At 44.9% G+C, this 22,477-nt stretch carries 12 protein-coding genes; 1 reads left to right on the top strand and 11 read right to left on the bottom strand.

Annotated elements, in window-relative coordinates; translation table 11 throughout:
- Positions 1-80: 80 nt before the first annotated feature.
- The 5 genes from J7I42_RS10455 to J7I42_RS10435 all read right to left on the bottom strand — a co-directional run bounded on the left by J7I42_RS10455 (position 81) and on the right by J7I42_RS10435 (position 9,256).
- On the bottom strand, positions 81-542 hold the full coding sequence (locus J7I42_RS10455; protein WP_209138723.1) for a RidA family protein: 462 nt from the start codon (positions 540-542) through the stop codon (positions 81-83).
- A 22-nt stretch (positions 543-564) separates the two neighbouring features.
- Positions 565-1,881, bottom strand: a complete 1,317-nt coding sequence (locus J7I42_RS10450) for a gluconate:H+ symporter (protein ID WP_209138722.1) — start codon at positions 1,879-1,881, stop codon at positions 565-567.
- A gap of 15 nt (positions 1,882-1,896) precedes the next feature.
- Positions 1,897-4,188 (bottom strand): glycoside hydrolase family 20 protein, encoded by a 2,292-nt coding sequence (locus J7I42_RS10445; RefSeq protein WP_209138721.1) that lies wholly within the window; start codon positions 4,186-4,188, stop codon positions 1,897-1,899.
- A gap of 367 nt (positions 4,189-4,555) precedes the next feature.
- The gene (locus J7I42_RS10440) at positions 4,556-6,085 is read right to left on the bottom strand and encodes a SusD/RagB family nutrient-binding outer membrane lipoprotein (RefSeq protein WP_209138720.1); all 1,530 of its coding nucleotides are present in this window, start codon (positions 6,083-6,085) and stop codon (positions 4,556-4,558) included.
- 21 nt (positions 6,086-6,106) lie between these two features.
- Positions 6,107-9,256, bottom strand: coding sequence for a SusC/RagA family TonB-linked outer membrane protein (locus J7I42_RS10435; protein WP_209138719.1), 3,150 nt, complete (start codon positions 9,254-9,256; stop codon positions 6,107-6,109).
- 435 nt (positions 9,257-9,691) lie between these two features.
- On the opposite strand from J7I42_RS10435, the gene J7I42_RS10430 reads away from it, so the two are divergent.
- Positions 9,692-10,474, top strand: coding sequence for a DeoR/GlpR family DNA-binding transcription regulator (locus J7I42_RS10430; RefSeq protein WP_209138718.1), 783 nt, complete (start codon positions 9,692-9,694; stop codon positions 10,472-10,474).
- Between the two features lie 260 nt (positions 10,475-10,734).
- Here J7I42_RS10430 and J7I42_RS10425 read toward each other — a convergent pair whose 3' ends face one another.
- The 6 genes from J7I42_RS10425 to J7I42_RS10400 all read right to left on the bottom strand — a co-directional run bounded on the left by J7I42_RS10425 (position 10,735) and on the right by J7I42_RS10400 (position 22,318).
- The gene (locus J7I42_RS10425) at positions 10,735-12,099 is read right to left on the bottom strand and encodes a DNA recombination protein RmuC (RefSeq protein WP_209138717.1); all 1,365 of its coding nucleotides are present in this window, start codon (positions 12,097-12,099) and stop codon (positions 10,735-10,737) included.
- Between the two features lie 124 nt (positions 12,100-12,223).
- Positions 12,224-13,795, bottom strand: a complete 1,572-nt coding sequence (locus J7I42_RS10420; RefSeq protein WP_209138716.1) for a SusD/RagB family nutrient-binding outer membrane lipoprotein — start codon at positions 13,793-13,795, stop codon at positions 12,224-12,226.
- Between the two features lie 25 nt (positions 13,796-13,820).
- Positions 13,821-17,156, bottom strand: a complete 3,336-nt coding sequence (locus tag J7I42_RS10415) for a SusC/RagA family TonB-linked outer membrane protein (RefSeq protein ID WP_209138715.1) — start codon at positions 17,154-17,156, stop codon at positions 13,821-13,823.
- 132 nt (positions 17,157-17,288) lie between these two features.
- Entirely contained in the window at positions 17,289-18,503 is a 1,215-nt protein-coding gene (locus J7I42_RS10410; protein ID WP_209138714.1) for an ROK family protein, read from the bottom strand.
- Between the two features lie 371 nt (positions 18,504-18,874).
- A complete protein-coding gene (locus tag J7I42_RS10405) occupies positions 18,875-19,888 on the bottom strand; it encodes a lipid A deacylase LpxR family protein (protein ID WP_209138713.1) in 1,014 nt (337 codons plus the stop codon).
- A 60-nt stretch (positions 19,889-19,948) separates the two neighbouring features.
- A complete protein-coding gene (locus J7I42_RS10400) occupies positions 19,949-22,318 on the bottom strand; it encodes a GAF domain-containing protein (RefSeq protein ID WP_209138712.1) in 2,370 nt (789 codons plus the stop codon).
- Between the last annotated feature and the right edge of the window lie 159 nt (positions 22,319-22,477).

Raw genomic sequence — 22,477 nt, 5'->3', positions numbered from 1 at the left:
GATCAACTGGTCAACTTCCTACCTCTTACTTCTTACCTCCCTCCTTTTGCCTTTCTCCCATTGCCTATAGCCCATTCCCCTTAAACCAACTCAAACATAGCCTCAATCTCAACCGGTATATTATCAGGTAAAGAACCAAAGCCTACCGCACTGCGAACGCCGATGCCATTCTCTTCGCCCCATACTTCGGCAAACAATTCACTGCATCCATTGATCACATAGGGATGCCGTTCAAATTCAGCCGTACAATTCACCATACCCAGCACTTTAAGCACCCGTTTTATTTTATTAAGACTGCCAACATGTGTGCAGATCGTTGACAACATGGTAAGTCCTACCTGCCGGGCTGCCAGCTTTCCTTCATCCATATTCAACTCACTGCCTATACGGCCAATGATGAGCGTTTTATCTTCCCGCACTGGCCCATGGCCTGATAAATACAGATACTTACCATCGATCAAATAAGGTTTGTACACTCCCAATGGTGTGGGAGCCGGGGGCAATACTAATCCAAGCTTTTTGAATCTTTCTTCTGCGTTCATGTTCTAATGTTTGTTATTTATATTAACCTATTATGGAATTCAGGATCATTACACCAGCCAGTCCGGTTACGGCCACAATTGTTTCCATCACCGACCAGGTCTTTAACGTGTCTTTTATGCTCAAATTGAAATACTCTTTAAATAGCCAAAACCCAGCATCGTTCACATGCGAAAACAACAAACTGCCAGCACCCACTGACAATACCATCAGGTTAGGGTTTACCGTTGAACTGGTTAATAATGGGGCAATGATGCCGGCGGTTGTTAATCCTGCTACAGTAGCCGAACCCACACAAATGCGAATGATGCCAGCCATACACCAGGCCAGTATCAATGGGTGAACGGGCCAGCTTCCTAATGCTGAAGCAATTTGCCTGCTAACCCCGCTGTCTGTCAATACCTGTTTTAAGGCGCCTGAACCAGCAATGATCAGCAGGATCATTCCCACATCCTTCACCGCATCGCCATAAATAGCCATTACCGATCTCATGGACCTGCCACTACCAATGCCCAGGGTAAGCGCTGCAATCAATACCGATACCAGCATAATGAGCCCTGGCTCACTGATCAGGGTCAATGTACCTTTTAGTGATTGGTCGCTCCTAAATAAGTAACTCAACAACGTGGTTGCCGTAAGCAGGAACACCGGCAACAAAGAGGTTATAAAGCTATTGGCTGTACCCGGTAGTTTTGCTTTATCTATCGGCTGGGGTTTGAAGAGCTCCAGGGGCTCGGACTTAATATGCCTAACAATTTTTGAAAATAACGGGCCGGCAACGATAATAGCCGGAATGGCAATGAACAATCCGTATAATAACGTGATGCCCATGCTGGCCCCAAACTGTGTTACCAGCGCAGTAGGTGACGGATGTGGTGGCAAAAAACCATGCGTTACCGATAAGGCGGCCAACATTGGCAACCCAATATACACGGCAGGTAATTTATACTGGTATACAACAGAAAAGATCAGTGGCACCATCAGCACAAAGCCCACTCCATAAAACAAGGGAATGCCAATGATAAAGCCAGTGATCATTAATGCCCATTGCAAATAACGAACACCAAAAGCGTTCATCAATACAGACGAAATTTTTTGCGCCGCCCCGCTCTCCGCCACCAGTTTGCCCAACATGGCGCCCAAACAAATTATGCTTACCAGTGATCCCAACGTATCGCCCATGCCCTGTTGCACTGCCGACATAATTTTTTCTGCCGGCAATCTCAATAACAATCCCGCCAATATTGAAACAATTAAAAATGCCAGAAAAGCATTCAACTTTCCCCACGTTATCAGCAGGATCAGCAAAACAATGCAAAGCAATACGATTAGTATGGACATTTCTTACGCTTATTTTTATTCAACTACAATTTCATCTATCAATAACAGGGCATTACCACCAGCGCCATATTCACCTGCCGGTATCACCCCTTTGTTGGTACCGATCACTTTTATGTATTGCGCCTGTACCGGCTTTACCTTCACCTCCAGTTTATTGATACCATTCACTGGAAATGAATCCTGCCGGTATAGTTCCGTATAATGTTCCCCATCTGTTGAAGCTAGCAATAGAAGGGTAACCGGTGCCCACATCCGTTGCCAGTGATAATTCAATACCCCCAACGCCAGTCGCTCCACCCTTTGTATGCGGCCCAAATCGATCACCGCCTGCAAGTCATTGCCACTAAAACCCAGCCATTGATCATCATTATAGCGATTACTGCCAAACAGGCCATTTACAAGGGTTGTATTACCGGGGTTGAACCGGTCAATGGGTTTATTCTGCAAAATTACGGATGCGCCTACTGCTTTATGTATACGAAATGATTGTTGGAACAACCGGCCGGTAGGTTGTTGTTGCTTATTAAAGAGCACCGCCTTTACTGTACAGGTATTTTTAATTTCTATTGGACTGGTATATAAGGCACTCTGCCAGGTAGGCGTCGTATTATCGGTGGTATACCTGATCTCACTGCCGGGTAGAGAACTGTGCAAATTTATCTGTAAAGCGCCACTTTGTGATGCGGCTGTATAGGTAATGTCATCAAAGTAAGGATCGTAAGCCAGCTTTTCTGTTAGCAGCAACGATGTCTGTCTGCGTAACCGCCCCAGAAAATCACCATAATTGCGTTGGTCAGCCGGAGTCCAGGCCAACTCAGCCAAAGCAAGTGCACGAGGAAAGATCATGTACATGGCCTGCGCTTCGCTGGTATAGTATTCGCTCCAGGCCTGTCCTTCCACCCCTGCCAGATAAGTGGTGGTAGCACTATCAGTACTTCCGGCCAGTGGTTCATAACCATATACTTTTTGCAACGGGGTGAAGCCACCGGCCGCAAGCGGTTCCTGGCTGTATAACGATTGGTAATAATCAAAATAGCAATTTGTTTCCGGCGTCATAATAACCCGGTGCTTTTGGGCAATGGCAGCTTTGCCGCCTTCTTCACCGCGCCAGCTCATAACGGTTGCGTTGGGCGCCAATCCCCCTTCCAGAATTTCATCCCAACCGATGATATGCCGACCTTTGCTGTTTACGTATTGCTCCATGCGTTGAATGAAATAGCTCTGCAAGGCATGTTCATCCGGAAGGTTCAACATTTTTTTTCGTTGCTGGCATTTTGCACAGACCTTCCATCTTGTTTTGGGACATTCGTCACCGCCAAGATGTATATATTTCGAAGGGAATAGTTCCATTACTTCATCGAGCACCTGCTGCAAAAACAGAAAAGTGCTATCGCTGCCTGCGCAATACACGTCATCAAACACACCCCAGAAGGTAGCGGTCTTATACGGCCCGCCGGTACAACCCAATGATGGATAGGCCGCCAGGGCTGCGGAGGCGTGTCCGGGCATTTCAATTTCAGGAATGACGGTGATTTGCCGGTCGGCCGCATACTGCACAACTTCTTTTATTTGTTGTTGGGTGTAATACCCGCCATATCGTTTTCCATCGAAGTGATGGGGTAGTTCTTTTTTATGACCGATCAATGTTTCATTTCGCCAGGCAGCCACCGATTGTAATTGCGGGTATTTCTTTATTTCTATCCGCCAGCCCTGGTCATCGGTCAGGTGCCAGTGAAAGGTATTGAACTTGTACAGCGCCAGCACATCGAGGTACTTCTTAATAAAGGAAACCGGGAACATATGCCGGCTTACATCCAACGCCATCCCCCGGTAATCAAAACGAGGATGGTCAGCGATGGTATAACCGGGCACTTTTAATTTATGCGCACCTGCACTCCATAATTGCCGTAATGTTTGCAAACCATACAGCACCCCACTGGCATCATGACCAACACAACGGATGGACCTATTATCAATTTGAAGCAAATAACCTTCTTTATCCGGAATGCCCGCTGAATCGATGGCCAGGGAAATAAAGTTACTGGTGGGGGCAGCAGCAACTTTTGATAATGGCTTACCACCGCAGGCCATCACATAGCCATTTAATAGTTCGGCAATTTTGTTTAAGGAATGGTCTGTTGCCACAATCCTGGTGGTGGGAATAATAAAGAAAAAGTCTGTAGAAGGGGTTATTGTTACTGGCAAAGGGACAACGGCCGGTACTATCTGGCTACCTGCCTGTGCCAATGTCAACAAAGGCATTGCAATCAATGATATAATCGCCAGATATGTACGTATGCGCTTCATAGCTTAGGGATCCAAATTTTTAATGGCAGCTGTTGTGGGTTTAAAGTTTATTACTTTGCCTGACAAATCCATGGCCGTTGCGGATGAACGGACGTCTAACGTTACCACCTGTACGGGTTTTGTCAGGAACGTTCATTTTATTTAGTAAAAGAGGGCATAGACATGCCCTCTTTATTACACTTAAAACCTACTTGTTGTGTACGAGAACGTTTGAATATCGTGAAACGGCAGACGGCAGACGGCAGACGGCAGACGGCAGACGGCAGACGGCAGACGGCAGACGGCAGACGGCAGACGGCAGACGTGACTCGCGACTATTTATACTCATAACTATCTAACGCCGCCAAAAATCTATTGCCGAGTGCCGTTATTTATCCCACCAGATGTGAGTTAACAGATCGTTTGCTCCCTGCCGGCTTATAGCAGTCTGATAAGAGTCGGCATTAAGGGTTTGCTCGGTGAGCGGATACAGCATTCTTCTAAAGAACTTGCCACCGGTTGCATTTCCTGCATAATTATTGGGCACCAGGGCAGGGTAACCGGTTCGGCGGAAGCTGGCAAATACTTCCTGGGCATCAGGGAAAATGCTCACCCAGAATTGCGTATAAAGCTGTTTCATTTGATCGTCGAAAGACCCGCCGGTATTAAGCGCATTGGCCGTTACATAATTGTCGATGGCAGTTGGGGCAACAGTCCCATCTTTACCACCAATAAGCGACCATTGCCGCATGGCTGCCCGAATACCGTTCTGATACAGGGAGCTGGCCGTGGCGCCATTATACCAACCTCTCAAAGCAGCTTCAGTCAACAGATAATAAGATTCCGCAGCTGTAAACACCAGGCGGGGTGAATTCATCAACAACAGTGTTTTAGGATTGGGCTCGCTATAGGTGATAAAATTAGCAGGCTTGGCATTGGTCAATGTGGCCGGCATGCCTTTCGCCAGCCCTACCGAAGTATCGGCAACTTTGTTATTCCATACAACCGCCATCATCGGTAACCGGGGATCGTTGGTGCTCTTCAAATAAGAAATGAATACCTCGTGGTATTTACCACCTTCTGTATTGGTATTGCCATTCTGGGCAATATAATCACTGTTCCACAGGTTAAATGCCAGTGGATTTTTATTGATATCCTGACCAGCAGATAAATAACTCATTTTGGCAATATCATCATCGGTAGTGATCACGCCACCGGCAATGGCTTTGGTGACCCAGTTTTTGGCTGCATTGGCATCTACTTTTGTCATGCGCATGCCCAATCGCAACATCAGGGAATAAGCGAACTTTTTCCACTTGTCAGTAGCACCTCCATAGATCAGATCGGATGCGCCAAAAGTTACCTTTGCAGCATCGAGACTTTGCGCGGCAGCATCCAGCTCCGATAACAGATCGGCATAAATAGCGCTTTGCGGATCATACGCCGGCTTGAAGACAAAAGAATCATTGCCCAACACGGCCTGAAAATAAGGGATGTCGCCATACAGATCGGTGAGGCGGCTAAAACAGTAAACCCTCCATATTCTGGCCTCTGCATACAGATTCACCTGAGAAGGCTCATTTTTTACAGCTTTGATCACGAGCCCTAATTCATTGATCTCCTTTGGATAGGCATCGTCAAATGCCTTGTATGTTTGTGAGATCTGGGCAGCATTGTATTTTGACCCAAAACCCGCCACATCATTATAACTGGTTGTATACTGCATAGTGCCCAACAAGAAATTCATCATATTGGCAGTGCCATCATACTGGGCTTTTGTAAACACGTATTGAGGATATACTTTGGCCGTAGTTTCCGGATTCGTATTGGTGCTCTCAAAATCCTTGTCGCACGATTGCAGTGAAAACAAACCCACAAGCCCCAGTAAACCACCAGCATATTTTATTATATTTTTCATATTGTTCTTCTGTTTTGGTAATTATAATTTAATGGTAAGGTTCATGCCATATGATCTGGTACGGGGCAAGCCAATTGATTCAAAACCCTGCGCATTACTGTTGGTAAAGCTTTGTTCAGGATCGAAGTTTTTGGTATCCCTGTACAGGATGAACAGGTTGCGGGCCACAAATGAAACGCTGGCCGCCTGGACCTTTGCAAATTTTATTTTGCTTACCGGGAGATTATAGGACAGAATTACCTGACGCAATTTGATGAAACTGCCATCATGCAGAAACAGATCAGAATACACTTTATAATTATCGTAGTAGTTGCGCAATACACCGCCGGCCTGTGTAATGGTGGTATCGTAGGGCGCACCATTCTGATCAACGCCTTTTAACTCCAGGCCTTTATCACGACCAGGCAGAGTGCTTTTTAACTTGCCCATACGGGTGGCATACACTTCAAAAATGGAGAAGATCTTGTTACCGAATTTTCCATCGAGCAAAATATTCAACCCCCAGTTATGATAGTGGAAATCGTTGGTAATACCCATGGTGTAAGGGGCCACGCTGTTTCCCAAAGGCATCAGGTCGCTCATTACCGGCAGGTGATTGCCCCGGTTAAATATTACATTGCCCTGCGCATCTTTTTTCATGGTGGTGCCCACAATAGTTCCATAAGGCTGCCCCTTTATGTGTTGTAAAAAGGCCCAGTTATTAACGGTATTAGCTATTTGAACAGAGGTTAACCCAGGCGCCAGCTCCACTACCCTGCTTTCATTATATGCAAAGTTGTAGCTTATATTCCAGCTAAAGTTAGCGCGACTCACAGGCCTGCCGGTCAACAGCATTTCAATACCCCTGTTCCTTAATTCCCCCACATTCATGATCACTGAATTATAACCCGAGGTGGAAGAGATGGTCGTTTTTACAATGTCATTCGTAGTTTGACGGTTGTAATAAGTAAAGTCAAGACCTAACCGGTTATTGAATGTTTGCAATTCAAAACCACCTTCATAGGTAGTAGAGGTATAAGGTTTCAGGTTTGGATTGGGGATATAGTTCTGCAGGTTTACATCCTGTGTTACATTTAACAAAGGCTGGCCTGAACTGGGCACATTGCTGTAAGTTTGATAAATAGCATAGGGATCAGGAGTACCGCCGCCCACTTGCGCCCAGGAACCGCGCAATTTGGCCAGGGTGATAAACGTAGGCAACTCCAAAGCATCGGACAGGATCAGGCTACCACCTACACTGGGATAAAAAATATGATTGTTGTTTGCACTTAAAGTAGAGAACCAGTCTTCACGCGCTGTAAAGGTTAAAAAGAACAGGTTCTTATAATCAAAGTCGGCAGAACCAAAAATTGAATTGGTAGTGGAGCGTGCAGTAACCGGCCGGATACTGGAAGAAGCCAGGTTGCTAACACTATAGAAGTATGGAATGATAAATTGTTTACCGGTAATATTCTGCTCTTTGTTCGCAAACCTGCGGGAGTTGCCCCCTACCATGGCAGAGAGCCCAAAATTCTGGGCGAACCTTGTTCTGTAAGTAACATTCAACATGCTGTTTGTTTCAGACAGGTCCGATTTCAACCCCACGTATTCACCCAGCGGCGTATACAAGGAGCCGGTAGGCAGTACATTGTAATAATTGTAATTATAAAAATCACGGCTTACGGTCCCTTTAATTACCAGGTTTTTCAGGAGCTCATAAGAGATAGAAGCCTGGCCTATAAAGCGGTTCTTTACATCGTCCTCCTTCCATTTATTGATCACAAAATAACCGTTCGAAGCAATGGCGGCATCATTCCAGATGGTTTCATTACCGGCGGAGTCATAACCGGGTTTTATCCAATTCACATCGGCCGTATTGGCAATTTCGAGCGGCGTCCAATTGGGATTGCCCAATGCATCACCGGCCCCTGTGCGGTTATGTCCCTGTTCCAGGTTGTACTGGGCCAGCGCCTCGATATTTATTTTAGAACCAACCTTGCCATTAAGGGCAACGTTGAAAGTTTTTCGTTTATACGTGGTACCTGGCAAAATGCCTTTGCTGTTGAGGTCAGCAAGAGAAAAGCGGTAGTTGAAATTGTCGCTGCCACCTAAAAATGCCAGGCTATTGGTAAAGGTGGTACCGGTTTGATAAAAGTTCTGGAGATTCTTCTTCTGGGCTACGTAGGGATGGGTCTTTCCATCTACGCCCATATAATTGGTAGAACCATCAATAGGCGCACCCCATGATTTTCTTCCTGAGGCCTGGGCATCGGATAAAGTAGTGGGTATTACGCCATCGAGGCCCTGGCCGTATGTATATTGAAAATCGGGAATAACGGCTACATTGTCCATAGTAAGAGTGGAATTGTATTCAACGCCAATACCGCGTTGTGCCCGGCCCTTTTTTGTAGTAATGAGAATAACCCCGTTACTGGCGCGTGACCCATATAAGGCAGCCGCCGTACCGCCTTTCAATACGGAGATAGATTCTATATCATCGGGGTTAATGCCGGCAATACCATCGCCTTTATCAACGTTGCTGGTGGTGCCATTTACAGTCGGCGCCCCGCCCGGAACGGTATTGTCGAGCGGCATACCGTTAATAACATATAATGGCTGGTTATCGCCAACCATGGAGCCATTACCGCGAATGGTAACCCGGCTTGAACCACCCGGACCGGTTGACAGCCCGGCGGCGTTAACACCGGCAATTTTACCAGATAATGCGTTCGCAATATTGTTTTCCCGGGCCTGCGTGAATTCGCTTCCTTTTACTTCAGAAACAGCATAGGCAACCGCTTTACGATCTTTTTTAACACCCAACGCGGTTACCACCACATTGTCGAGCACATCGCCACCGCCTGCTTTTAATGAAACGCTTATGGCGGCCTGACCGGCTTCAACAGTAAGTTGCTTTTTTTCAAAGCCTACAGAGGAAATAGTCAATTGAAAAGAGGTAGCCTGGTTACCGGCAGGATAGGCAAGGATAAAATTCCCCTTAATGTCTGTGGTCGTTGAAATTTGGCTTTTACCGAGGGTGAGGATTACAGTGGCATTGGGAATGCCTGCCTGATCAGCTTCATTTTTTACTACCCCTTTTAGCAGGGCAGACTGGGACATACCTGAGAGCGAGATCAGCAGAAAGAAACACAGCAGCAGGTTGCCCGAAGCAATTGTTTTGACTCGTTTCATAAGCATTTGAGTTGAGTAGAAATGTTTGGTTACGTTGCGAATTCTGATACAATTTAAATACAAAACGAATACAAACTGCAAATAATTTGCAATTATTGAAATTATTTCTGCAAATAGTTAAATCGAGCCGAGTTGAGAGAATTAGAAAGCTCCTTTTATAGATTAGCTGATAAACAACTATTAATCAATAGATAATTATGAAAATCAGTATTTTTTGGAAGATGGGGCCGGGCGTTATTATCTTTGCAAAATATTTGCATTCTTTGTATTATTGCAAAGATTGCAGAAATAGCGGATTTTTAAATTTTGCCAGTTATAATTGCTATTAGAAAATAAAATGTTGCAAACCCTGGATAAGCTTATTTATTTCGTAGTAAAAGTTTGAATTTTGTCAACTGAAGCTGTACCCAACCTTATATAATGTGACTATAGATTATGACAAACAATAACCCAAATACGCCGGTGCCGGTTGCCTTGCAAAAAAAGGAAAGGAAGAAACTGATCACCAAACAGGTGAACATCCATACCCGTTTGATGTTTACCGACCTGGTAAAACTGATAGACGTTTCGGAAGATACCATCCGGCGCGATGTAAATGAACTGGCCGAAGAAGGCCAGGTGATCCGGATAAAAGGCGGTGTAATGTCTGCAGCTTATCATATTGGGCACGAATCGCAAACCTATTCGCAACAACACAAAGAGGTCATCGCCGATAAAACGCTGCAATTATTGAAGGAGGATATGATCGTGTTGATTGGCGGCGGTACTACCATAAGAGAGTTTATTAAAAAGATCCCCTCCACTTTACGCGCTACTTTTATTACTGTGAATGTACTTACCGCTGTTGAACTGCTTGATAAACCTTTGATAAAGACCATTGTGATCGGCGGACAAATTTCTACTTACAGCCAGATGACCGTAAGCGGCGAAGTTTTTCAATACCTCAGCAATATTAAAGCTGACCTGTGCGTGCTGGGCATTAACGCCATTGACCCCAACAGCGGCCTCACCGACTCTGACTGGGAAACCATCCAGGTTAAAAAAGCCATGATCAATGCCGCTGACAAAGTAGCCGTACTGACCATTTCTGAAAAAATGAATTCGGTCATGCAAATGAAAATTGCCGATCTTAATGAGATCGATTATTTAATTACTGAACTACCGCCAGACAGCAATGAACTACAGGCTTATAAAGCCAAAAACCTCACCCTTTTATAGTTACCGGCAAGTATATTATAGGGCTTTTACGAGTACCCTTTCTTAAAACAACGATCATTACTTAGTAAATATAAGCGTGGATAAATTATTGCAGTGGCCTACTACCGGTAAGTAGTAGGCCACTGTCATTTTAGCGTATATTGCGCGCTGTTAATAATCTGGTGTAGTAACCCTACTTATCTCGAGGAGCAACAGTTGTTAAGATTTTCTAACGTAAGGCCGGAGAATTGCAAGATCCGGCTTTACTATTTTGGAGATGGTCACTCCTCATCGCCTGGTTCACGATCGTCTTTTACATTCAATGGATCTGGTTTTCCAATTAACGCAACAGCATCCTCTTTTGGCAGTTCCTGCACCGCCCGCAATTTCTTTTCAATTGCTCTCGATCTTACCCCTGCCTGTTCTATTACATTACTGGCCTCCTGTAATTTCTTCTGTGTTTTTTCCAGTATGCCGCCAAAATTGCCAAACTCTGTTTTTACCGCGCCCAGCAATTGCCATACTTCGCCCGACCGTTTTTCAATAGCCAGTGTTCTAAAACCCATTTGCAAACTATTGAGCAGGGCCGATAAAGTGGTTGGACCGGTAATGATGATCTTATATTCACGTTGAATACTTTCAAATAACCCCGGCGTACGCAACACTTCGGCATACAAACTTTCGAAGGGTAAAAACAGAATGGCAAAATCTGTTGTATTCGGCGGATCAACATATTTGCTGCTTATATCCAGCGCACATTTCCTGATGCCCTTTATAAAGCTTTTCCGGTATTCTTCAACCAAATCGGGCAATGCTTTGTCATAGGCATCCAGCAGCGCTTCAAAATCTTCTTTCGGGAACTTTGAATCAATAGGCAGCCACATGGGTTTATCCTTATCCCCACGGCCGGGCAGCTTTACAGCAAACTCCACCAATGCATTGGAGCCTTCTTTTGTTTTTACGTTCCGGCCATATTGATCAATGGTAAGTATTTGCTCCAGTATACCTTCTAATTGGTACTCACCCAACACCCCTCTTGCTTTCACGTTGGTAAGCACCCGTTTTAGATCGCCTACCCCCGTGGCCAGTTGTTGCATATCCCCTAACCCTTTATGCACCGCTTCCAACCGTTCGCTTACCAGTTTAAACGATTCCCCCAACCGGGTCTCCAATGTCTTTTGCAATTTCTCATCAACCGTTGCCCGCATTTCATCGAGCTTGCGTTCATTACCGGTTTGCAGCTCGCCCATTTTCTTTTCCAGTGTTTCACGCATTTGGTCTAAGCGCGCGGTGGTTGCATTATTCTGTTCGCTTTGTTTACTTAACAAAGCAAAGAAATTATCTTTTTGAACGGTGCTGGCACTGGCCATGGTTTGGTTAATGAGTTCACCAAAGTTCTTCAACGAAGCCGCCAGTTCTGCCCGTATACGTTGCGTATTGTCGCCGGTCTCCTGCCGGTTGGTCACCATCTCCTGTTTCACGGCCGTTTCAATACGCGCAATTTCTGTCCACAGGCTTTCCATTTTATATTTCACCGCCATCCAGTCGGTATTATTTCTGGCAGTGGTAGCCCGCCAGGCAAATACCATGGTAATGATGGCTACCAGTAATAAGGCAACCAGCAGCGTTACAATAATTATCTCCATGTTAATGGTATTGATGTGTCAATTTAAGCAATTGGAACTTAATATAACCTTTCGACTTCGCTCAGGGCAAAAAAAAGCCCCCGACGGGAACGTCGGGGGCGAACTCTCAACACTTAATATAAACTTATTTTACGTCCCAAAAAACTTTAGCTGTTATGTTATCACGGCTTTTTACCGCTGCATAATTAGTTGAATTTAATGAAGCCTCTGTACCCGGATACAGTAACCGGTTAGGCGGAGCCGGTGCTGTCACCGATGATCCATCAACAGGGTATGTTAATTTAGGTAATTTTGTACGACGGTATTCGGCCCATGCCTGGTGTGCCTGTATCACGCCGAAATCGATCCATTTCTGCGTAGCGATCTTTTCCAGGTTGTTGGTGCCATAAGCAATAAGCGGATTTGCCAGGAAAGCGGCAATATCTACGTCTTTAGGTTCATCAAACTTTTCTTCCCCATACCTGAAATCACCCTTTTGTCTACTGTTCTTATTCACCATCCAATAAAACAAAATTGACTGTTTAACACCTTCATCATATGCTGCTTTAGCGTTTCCTCCGCCCCATCTTTCATAGGCTTCTGCTTTCAGGAATTGAACTTCGGCAGCGGTTTCTACGATACCGGGGAATACATTATTCTGAGTGAAGGTGGTTGAATCCCACATGGAGAAATAGTTCTCACGTACTGAATCGGCCACCCGGGTAGAATTCCAGTCAAAGGGTACACCATGATACACACTATCCTTATTGGGCGTAAACAAAATAGGCAGGCGCGGATCATTAGCCGGCACCATAATTTCGTCAACCATTTTTCCAGGAGCATATGAACTGGCTTTAAACCCTTCCTGTATATCGTTTATAGCAGTGAGGTTACTGCCGGTTGTAGAAGGTGTAATTGTTATGTTTTCCTGATAAGTGTCTATCAAAGGGTATTGATTTACATTGCCCAGGATCGTTTGCACAATTCCCTTGGCTTTAGCTTCATCCTTATAAGAGATCCGCATGGCCAAACGCAGCATCAACGAGTTGCAATATTTCCGCCATTTGGTCAGTGAACCCTTATTCATGTAATCAGAAGAAGTTAACTGCCCCTGATAATATGGGTCAGGTTTTACTGACGCCAGGTAATCGGAGATCCGCTTGAGGTCGGTTAAGATCGTATTATAAACGTCTTCGCCTTTGTCGTAAGAAGCGAGCACAATATTGCCGGTTGTATTCAACTGACCGGCTGTTGAAAAAGGAATATCACCCCACAAGTCTACCATTTGTGCAGTTTGATCATACACAAAGATGCGGGCCGTTTCCAGGAATAACTGAAAACCGGCTTTGTCGGCATCGCTGGTAAGGCCATTATAATACTTCTCAATTTCACGGTACCGGGCAATGGTCGTGGTATAAAAATAATCCCAGCGGTCTTTCGTATAATTGACCGATTGTTCGTATACTTTATTGGTAAGATTTTGCCCGTTTGTCTGAGCATAGGTACCCATCATCGGTACCTCAAAAGTATACAGCCCCCAATATTTGGGCAATACTCTCTCGTTAAACAGCAACCCTGAATATAATGTAGGAATGCTGGCAGTAGCAGACCCGTTGGGATTATAATAAGCTTTGTCAATTTCAGATTTCTTACACCCCGTTACCAGTAAACCTGCCGCCATCATAAAAAGCGGAATTCTTATAATAAGTCTTTTCATAATTGTCGATGTTTTAGGAATGTGTTTAGAATGTTACCCGCAGACTGGCACCCATTGAACGGGTGGCAGCATTACCTTGTCCCAAAGAAGTACCTTGTGAAAGCCAGTCGGTACCCACACCTTCTTCCGGATCATAGTTAGGTAATGTTTTATGGAAATAAAACAGGTTTCTTCCATACACGCTAAAAGTCATATTCTGTGCTTTAATAAAGCCGGCTATCTTTTTAGGGAACATGTACGACAATGTTACTTCCCGCATTTTGATATAGTTGTTATCAAATACAGCATCGGAATAGGTGGTATAATTACCGGCGCCAGCAAATGAACCCCACGAATACGTATTTAAATAATAGTTCGCTGCATCCAGTATTTTCGTATTCTCTTTGCCATCTTTGGTAACCCCTTTCAGGATAACACCATCATGATACACGGTTTCGCTATTGGGACCTTTGGTTACATCATTGGCCACCTGAATGTTTTTACCGGTGCCATCAGTGTAGTATGACAGACCGCCATTTTCTGTATCGCGATACTGCAGGGTGCTCTTGAACATACCGGCGCCTTTACCGTATAAGTTAGATTGGGAAACTATCTGGCCACCAAAACGGAAATCAACTACCACGTTCAAACTAAAGTTCTTATAGTTAAATGTGTTGATGAAACCACCCACAGCCTTTGGTTGCAGATTACCCACTTTTGACTGCTCTTTGTAGTTGATATCATAATAGCCATCATCATTGACAATATAATTGCCTTTGCTGTCTACACTTCTTTGGTATGCATACAGATCGCCGGCAGTATGACCAGGCGTAGAGATTACCAACAGTGAATTGTTATCTAAGCTGGCAGATTGCAGCTTATCTAATCCGGGCATCAGCGATATCAGTTTATTACGGTTAAATGCAATGTTCAACCGCATATCCCAGGCAAGGTCTTTTGTTTTTACAGGTGTTCCATATATTCCTAACTCAACACCATAATTACGCATGTCGCCCACATTCACATACTGACTGGTAGCGCCAACAGATGCAGGTAATGACAGCGAAATGATCTGATCGTGTACTGTTGAGTTATAATAGGTAAGATCAAACCCGGCACGGTTGTGCAGGAACTTGTTCTCCCAGCCAAATTCAAATTCGTTTTTCGTTTCATTCTTCAACTCCCTGTTTCCAAAATTGGATTGTTGCGGGTACAGAATGGGAACGCCTTCCACACTACCCTGAGGCGGATTGTTTAAATAGGTTATGTTGCCCTGATACACACCGGGTGGATTACCCACAACACCCCATGAACCCCTTAACTTACTATAGGAAACAAAAGCCGGTAATTTAACTGCATTGCTCAACTCAAAAGCACCACTCACCCCCGGATAATAAAAGGTGTTTTTACTGGGTATCAACGATGAGCTGCGCTCTCTTCTCAGCGTTCCTTCTACAAACAGGAAGTCTTTATACTCCAGGTTCAAAATACCAAATGCTCCGTCTTTTACCAATGTATTGGTAGTAGCCTTTCCCGTAGGAATGCCACTGGATGCATTTAGACTGAACCAGGTGTCCTGCGTTATTCCATCTTTGGTAGAAGCTTCATTATAGCGGTATTCTTCGCGGCGACCCTGGTAACCCACTGACACCGTGCCTTTCAGATCGGGTACTATTTGCCGATCGTACGATAACATTACATCACCATAATTAAATACCAGCCTGTTGGTATTGGTTGCATACCGGCCGGTAGTACCATAGGCAACAGGCTGTGTGGTACGTTCTTTTGTTTCGGCAAAATAGCCGGTATAATCCGTACCATAACGGCCACGGAAAGTCAACCCTTTCGCTATATTATAGTTCAGGGTTGCGGAAACAAGAAAGCGGTTGGTTGTTTCATCGAAACTATTTGCCAACTGGTTCCATAAAAAGTCGAGGAAGTCTTTCGCGCGAATGTTGTATTTCAACCGTTCGCCAAGGTCCTGGGTTGAATTCCAGTCAACCCACTTGTATCCCCGGCTGGTGTGATACTTGTCGAAGTACACATCCATATAATCTACAGGGCTGAAAAAGCCACCAAAGTTGTTGGTAACATAATAGAGCTGTCTTGGCCTGTTATGTACTTTTTCATTGATATAGCTGGCCACCAGATCAAGCGATAATTTGGGCGCGATCTTATAGGTTGAATTAAAATTAAAGGTGTTCTTTTCCTGTTTGCCACCAATTTGAATACCCTTGTAATCATTGCGGGTATAGGAAAAGCGGTAGCTCATTTTATCACTAGAATTGCTAAGTGCAATATTAGCTATCTCGCTATGACCTGTACGATAAAACTCCTTCCAGTTATTGGGTTGCGATTTGTATTCACGCATCTGGCCATCCCACCAGTACACCTGGCTGCCATCTACCTTTGGACCAAACTGGCCATAAGCCCTGAAAATAGGATATTTTACATCCTGGTTGTTCACCTTGGTATGCAACCAGCCGGCATCATCTGCTCCGAATGCAGACTTATTGGTTTCGCGGTCGTAGCCGGGTCCATAGGTTGTTTGCAGATCTGGCGTTACCGATACCTGTTCCATATTGGCGCTCAGGTTTACATCAACACCCAGTCCTTTACGTCCTTTTCCATTTTTAGTGGTGATAACAATAACACCAAAGTTGGCATCTGAACCATACAGGGCAGATGCAGCTGCACCTTTTAAGATATTGATACTTTCAATATTCTCGGGATTGATGTCGAGTAACCCGTTTCCATTCAGGCGCTGGTTACCGCTCCAGTATCCTTCGTTATTGGCGCCTCCATTACGGGTTACCACCCCATCTACCACCAGCAACGGCTGGCCCTGGCCATTGATAGAGCTTATACCCCTGATCTGAATACCTACGGCACTGGTAGCACCACCCGGGTTGGTTGTGATGGCAACACCTGGGGCTTTACCATACAACGCCGAGGCAAAGTTGGTGGGTGCCGACTGAATAATGTCTTTACCCGACACCTGTGTGGAAGCATACCCTAATTTGCGTTGATCTTTTTTAATACCCATGGCTACTACCACCACGCCTTCAAGGCTGACGGTTTCACCTGAAAGAGAAACATTGAGTGTGGTATTGTTTCCAACCACCACTTCTTTTTTGTCGAAACCAATTGAAGAAAATACAAGCACCGGTTTTGCAGAGGAAACCGGGATCCTGAATGAACCGTTAATGTCTGTAATAGTAGCGGTGCTAGTACCTTTTTCTGAGATAGATACACCTGGCAAAGCGTTTCCAGCGCTGTCCTTCACTACGCCTGCAATCGTTTTTTTCTCCTGTGCAGTACCTGTTATACCCCAGATACATGCCAGTACGATCAGCAATAGTCGGATTGTTGCTTTCGTCATAGCAGTTTGTTTGTTTGTCAATAAAAGAGTTCAGACTTTATGGTAGCTAAACTGGAATCTTGCCTACGCAAAGCACTCCGGTTTTTAACAGTCTTTTCGGTTGGCTATACTATTTTGGTTAGCCGGATCAGATCAATACATCCGGTTTTCATAGATGAGGTTCTTAATTTCTTCCCGTTCATAGTTCTCCATAACAAGGGCGGCAGCGCCTGTGAGCTCCGCATTATACCCCAACACCGACACTTCTATTTCCGTATTCACTGATAACCGGGGGATACAATGTTCATTCAATGCCTGTTGTATGGGGGCCTGCCAGATCTTGCCAGCCGTAGATCCACGTCCACTCAGGATCACCACTTCAGGATTCAGTAAATGGATCAGGATGGCAACGCCCCGGCCAATGTTGTAGCCGGCTTCAGATAATATCTCTACCGCAAACTTGTCGCCCTTACCTGCGGCGGCTACTATATTTATAAATGCTTTTTCAGGATTGTTCGCCGATAGTTCCTGTTCGTTTAACATCGACAGCTTTCCGCCTTTTAAACCATTGCGTGCTTTTTCGATCACTACTAACAGCGAGGTCTCTGTTTCCAGACAACCGCTTTTACCGCAACTGCATAATTTATTGTTCAAAAAAAGCGGGATGTGGCTAAACTCACCGGCAAAGCCATCATGCCCTCTGAATAGCTCACCTTCCAGGATCATTCCTAACCCCACACCCCAACCTACATTTATTACCAATGCATTTTTCCGCTGACGGGCTGCCCCGAATTTCAGTTCGGCCAACGCAATGAGCCGCGAGTCATTATCGATGTATACGGGTAGTTTTACTTTGGTTGAAATGTACTGGCTGATGGTAACACCCTCCGTTTCCAGAAAAGTGTAGTTGATCCCTTTTACGGAATTAACAAAGCCAGGCATTCCAATACCAATTCCGGCTATTTTATTTTTCGGAATACCCGACCGCAGGATGATCTCATTTATCTTTTCAGCGAGCGCGGTCGGTGCATCCGGGTTTTTCGTCAGGGGTAATTCAAATAATTCAGTATTGGTCACATTCCTGTTCTGCATGTCGAGGATAGCAATTTGTGTAACCAGCTGGTCCATCGCTACCGACACCACATACATTACATCTTCTTTTAATGAATACATTACGGGACGGCGCCCGCCGGTTGATGCGGCATACCCTGTTTCTGTAACCGTCCCCTCTTCCATGAGCTTACTCAGCATTTTGGTGGTAAGCGGAATGCTTTTGTGGATCTTGTCACTCAGGTCTGCGCAAGAAAGCATATTGCTAAAATAGAGATGCTTAACGATCCTCCTTTTATACAATAAGCTTCTTTCCATGTGCAAGTGTATCAGATTATTTAACCAAATATAACGTTAAGTTAAATTAACTTCTTAATTATTTAATAAAAGTTATTAAATAATTTATCAAACATCACATACCTTATTGAATATCAGATTATAATTTTTAGCAATTGATCTTGGTTCAGAACAGGAACCCAACCTGACCTCATAGGGACTTAACAAGGACCTCACAAGGATCTCACAAGGACCTCACAAGGACCTCACAGGGATAAAGTCCCTGTTAAGTCCGGGTGAGCTCCCTGACAGGTCCCTGAAATTCTAAATCCAGTGTGGCCCAGGAATATGGTAAAAAAAATAAGGCTCTCCCGGCTGAGCCGTGGAGAGCCAAAAACATTATTTTCAATTATTTACCAGGCCAGGAAGAAGGAAATGTTACTTGTTTCCTGTACGCCCGTCCCTTTTACCGCGGGCGTCATGTAAGTTAGTGTATAAGAAAGGCCTACACGGCCCGAAGAAGCTACTACTCCATAATCACACCGCGCCACTACCCGTTCCCGCACCATTTCGGGTTCATCATTATTGGGATCATCCGTTTTTGGAATTACCCGGTTACGCCGGTTGAAAATGCCGCCACCGATCAACGCATTACTAAGCGTGTATTCAGCGGAAGGCCGGATGGTAAAATACAATTGTTGCCGGCTTCCCCGGCCTTTGGGCGTGGAGAACCGCGACATATAACCATTAAAATAAGGCTCCATTTTTCCAAAACGAAGGGTGCCCCAGGCAGACAACCCATTGAGCGCGGTTCCGGTAAATACCTGGGCGCCGCCGATCAACTCCAATGCTTTATTGACGTGGGCCAGTTCTTTTTCCCCGGCTACACTTATGTTTAGCAAAAGATCGGTTTTTAACTGATAGTCCCACCCATTTGGTTTTATGTACCCCACCAACCGGTGCATAGAGACCTGTGTTTGCCGCGCCAGTGAAGGAGGTCCCATTGCGCCCAGCAATAATTCACTTTGCCAACTGTATCTCTTTATGGCATTGGTTGCGTGTAAGGAGTGTGTGGCAAACAAAGCGCCTGAATACGGGAAATCATTTTTATCAGGAATTCTTTTCAGGATGTTTTTGGGTGTTATCATCACCTGCATTATGCTAAAGCCATACGTATTCACGCTGCTGTCGCCAGCCTTTGGCATAATGCGATGAAGAAAAAAGCGGGCTGGTTTATTATTGATGTAGAAAAAGTCGGCCCGGGTACCATTGGTATATCCCCGATCGGTTACTCCACCAACCACATTAAACAGGTCATTGTCTTCATACGCCCGGAACAGGTGGCGATACGTATTCTGCTGTTGCCCATAAGCGGTCCCTGTTACCATAGCTACCCATAACAGGATAATGAATTGGCCACGCTCCATAATGAGCCTAATTTACTGCGTTTTTATGGCAATTCATAGTAAGCTTGAAATGGCGGTGCTTTAAGAAACTTCAGCGTGATCGTATTCGAGGTTAATACCAACCCGTAACGCTCTTAATCCGGCTACTCCTTGCAGTTCTTCCAGATCAAGAAACTCGAGGTCGTTCAACAAAATGCCCTGTTCCTGAAGGTATTGAATGTGTGAAATGTATTCATCTGCATCGCGGCGGTTGAAATACACCAGGGCAATTTTCCCGGGTTGGGTCAATCGCTCATTGGTATCGGCCACATGCACTTTGTCGATCCGCTTTTTGATCACCTGGTAGCGGATATTATAGCCGCCTTCGGCATCGAATCGCCGTTCATCGTTACGAAAACTAATGTCTATGGTATTGCTATGGATAAAAATGAGCTGAGTGGTTTCCAATGGTTTCGACAACCTGGGCAGCAGGTCATGCGTGATCTTTGCTATGGCTGCCATGGATGAAATTTGCCACAAACGCAAATTCTTTAAATACAATATATCGAACGGTTTCTGCGGCGCAATGGATTGCCCAATGTAAATATCATATTCTACCCCATCGGTCCTGAAGCGTTCGAAATAGCAGGGGTACGATTGCTGCAATTCGTCCTTCATCAGGTCCAGGTAATTGTTAACAGCGGTATTTACCGTCTGCATTGATTCTTCCAGTTGCCGTCTGTTAGTCCAGGCACTGCCATTCATTTCTTCAATGGCGGCAAAATACTTTTCTACTATACTGGCTGAACCCGGATGGGTTATTTTGAAATGCTTTAAAAATGAAACCGCTTCTTTTTCCAGAAAGTCGGTGAGTTTTACTTCACTGTGCGGGGTTAATGAATCATCCAGCGTGTTCTTCCATTTACGACACTTATAGATCATTTCATCGGTCAACGCCAGGTTGTAATGTTTTTTAACGGCCTGCAATGTTTCAAGCAGAATAGCGAACTGATGTTGCAGATCGCTTAACTGGGCCCTGTTGCGCTCAACGGTTGAGTTCCGAATGTCTACAGCGCCATATAATGGATACACACTTTCGAACCCTACTGTTTCTATTTTTCCTTTTCCATTATACTCTACTTCCTGCAGATAATGCCAGGCTGCTTCATTAAACTTCCATTGCACAGCTGGTTGTAAGGAGGTGAATTTTTCCCGGATAACACCGTCGATGGATGAATCAAAATCATCAATGGAGAGTTGTACCAGTTGCGCCAGTACCGGATAGGCGGGCTCTAACAGGGCCAGCACTTTTTCATCGAGGATGCCTGGCTTCCTGGTATAGATCTCCAGCATGCCGGCCAGGTTGTTATTGTAATAAAGTGGTAATACGATGAACGACTGTATCCCGGTTCTGGTACAGGCTGATAAAAATGGGTAAAGTTTTGCTTCTTTAGTAGAAATGGTTTTATAAATTAACGGCCGTGGGTTACGCATATAATCTTCTGCAAATGCCTGGTAAGCGCTGCGGGCAGCACCACTTGCGCATTCTTCATTATCGCCCATCATCACACTTCGCAGCTCCTGCATATGAGGCAGTACCAGCTTTTCATTAATGCGAAATAATGGGGTCACGTTAAAATCAATGGCATCGTTTTGCACCAGGGTTTTAAGTGACTTGGTTACATCATGGTGACAGGCATCTTCTTCCTTCCGGTGAAGGTCTACGATCGAATTCTTTATGGTCTCTACCGCATACTTCGCCGTTTCATCAGTAATGGTCACTACCGACATGCCCCTGAATTTAAACAGTTCCAACGGCAGCACCCTTTCGAGTTTTTCAAATCCATGGTCTTCATCTATGTGACCGGTAGCGGTAATAGCGCTCAGTTCGGGGATCTCGCCAATAGGAATAACCTCAATAAAGCGGGTATCGATGTTTATTTTTAAATGTCGCAGTAAGCCGGTCGCTTCATCTACAAACGTGTGTATGATCTCGTTCTTATGGAAGGGAGCGAAATTGTAAATACGTTCCAGAATAAAAGTATAGGCTATTCGCAGGTTCCGCTGGCGCATCATATTCTCATCACCCTGCACAACTGCTTTTCTAAGTTTGCTGTTCTTTGTATCAACCATCAGTTTGTAAAACGCATCGGTGCCATATACAAAGTGCGGTCGCAAAGGCATACCCAGCGCCCAGGGCAAATGGGTCTCATCTTCGGTAACATTCGACATGCTCACAAATATCAGTTCCAGCACATCGCGGTATTTATCCAGGTTATCTACCGGCACATCACCTTCCAGCTCAGGGAATTGTTCCAGCTTCTCCAGCAGGAACGCAGTTAATTTATCTTTTAAAGAGGAGTCGTGTTTAAGGCTCTTTTTTAAAAAGTTGATGAATGGGCGTAAGGAAAAAGCCGTGTCAAAATTCGTCAGCGTAAATTTCTCGTTAATATTGATCGTCATCGTTTGCATACACAAAGCCATTTATTGCTATAGGCGCACCGCTTATTTTAACAGCCATGGTAAGCAGTGGTTGAGGCGAGCCTATCCCCAACAATACTCCAATAGGATGCCATAACTGAAATTCAGTCCGTTTGTCACCTGTTTAATCGGTAAATCCGGCAATAATAT

It is taken from the genome of Niastella soli (genome assembly GCF_017742245.1).
GTDB classification, from domain to species: Bacteria; Bacteroidota; Bacteroidia; order Chitinophagales; family Chitinophagaceae; genus Niastella; species Niastella soli.
The sequence above is the reverse complement of the archived record's forward strand: the minus strand, read 5'-3'. Positions and strand labels throughout refer to the sequence as shown.

Coding starts and splice junctions, on each gene's coding strand:
- J7I42_RS10450 (WP_209138722.1), bottom strand. CDS start 1,881: ATGTCCATACTAATCGTATTGCTTTGCATTGTTTTGCTGATCCTGCTG.
- J7I42_RS10415 (WP_209138715.1), bottom strand. CDS start 17,156: ATGACGAAAGCAACAATCCGACTATTGCTGATCGTACTGGCATGTATC.
- J7I42_RS10440 (WP_209138720.1), bottom strand. CDS start 6,085: ATGAAAAATATAATAAAATATGCTGGTGGTTTACTGGGGCTTGTGGGT.
- J7I42_RS10410 (WP_209138714.1), bottom strand. CDS start 18,503: ATGGAAAGAAGCTTATTGTATAAAAGGAGGATCGTTAAGCATCTCTAT.
- J7I42_RS10400 (WP_209138712.1), bottom strand. CDS start 22,318: ATGCAAACGATGACGATCAATATTAACGAGAAATTTACGCTGACGAAT.
- J7I42_RS10405 (WP_209138713.1), bottom strand. CDS start 19,888: ATGGAGCGTGGCCAATTCATTATCCTGTTATGGGTAGCTATGGTAACA.
- J7I42_RS10445 (WP_209138721.1), bottom strand. CDS start 4,188: ATGAAGCGCATACGTACATATCTGGCGATTATATCATTGATTGCAATG.
- J7I42_RS10435 (WP_209138719.1), bottom strand. CDS start 9,256: ATGAAACGAGTCAAAACAATTGCTTCGGGCAACCTGCTGCTGTGTTTC.
- J7I42_RS10430 (WP_209138718.1), top strand. CDS start 9,692: ATGACAAACAATAACCCAAATACGCCGGTGCCGGTTGCCTTGCAAAAA.
- J7I42_RS10420 (WP_209138716.1), bottom strand. CDS start 13,795: ATGAAAAGACTTATTATAAGAATTCCGCTTTTTATGATGGCGGCAGGT.
- J7I42_RS10425 (WP_209138717.1), bottom strand. CDS start 12,099: ATGGAGATAATTATTGTAACGCTGCTGGTTGCCTTATTACTGGTAGCC.
- J7I42_RS10455 (WP_209138723.1), bottom strand. CDS start 542: ATGAACGCAGAAGAAAGATTCAAAAAGCTTGGATTAGTATTGCCCCCG.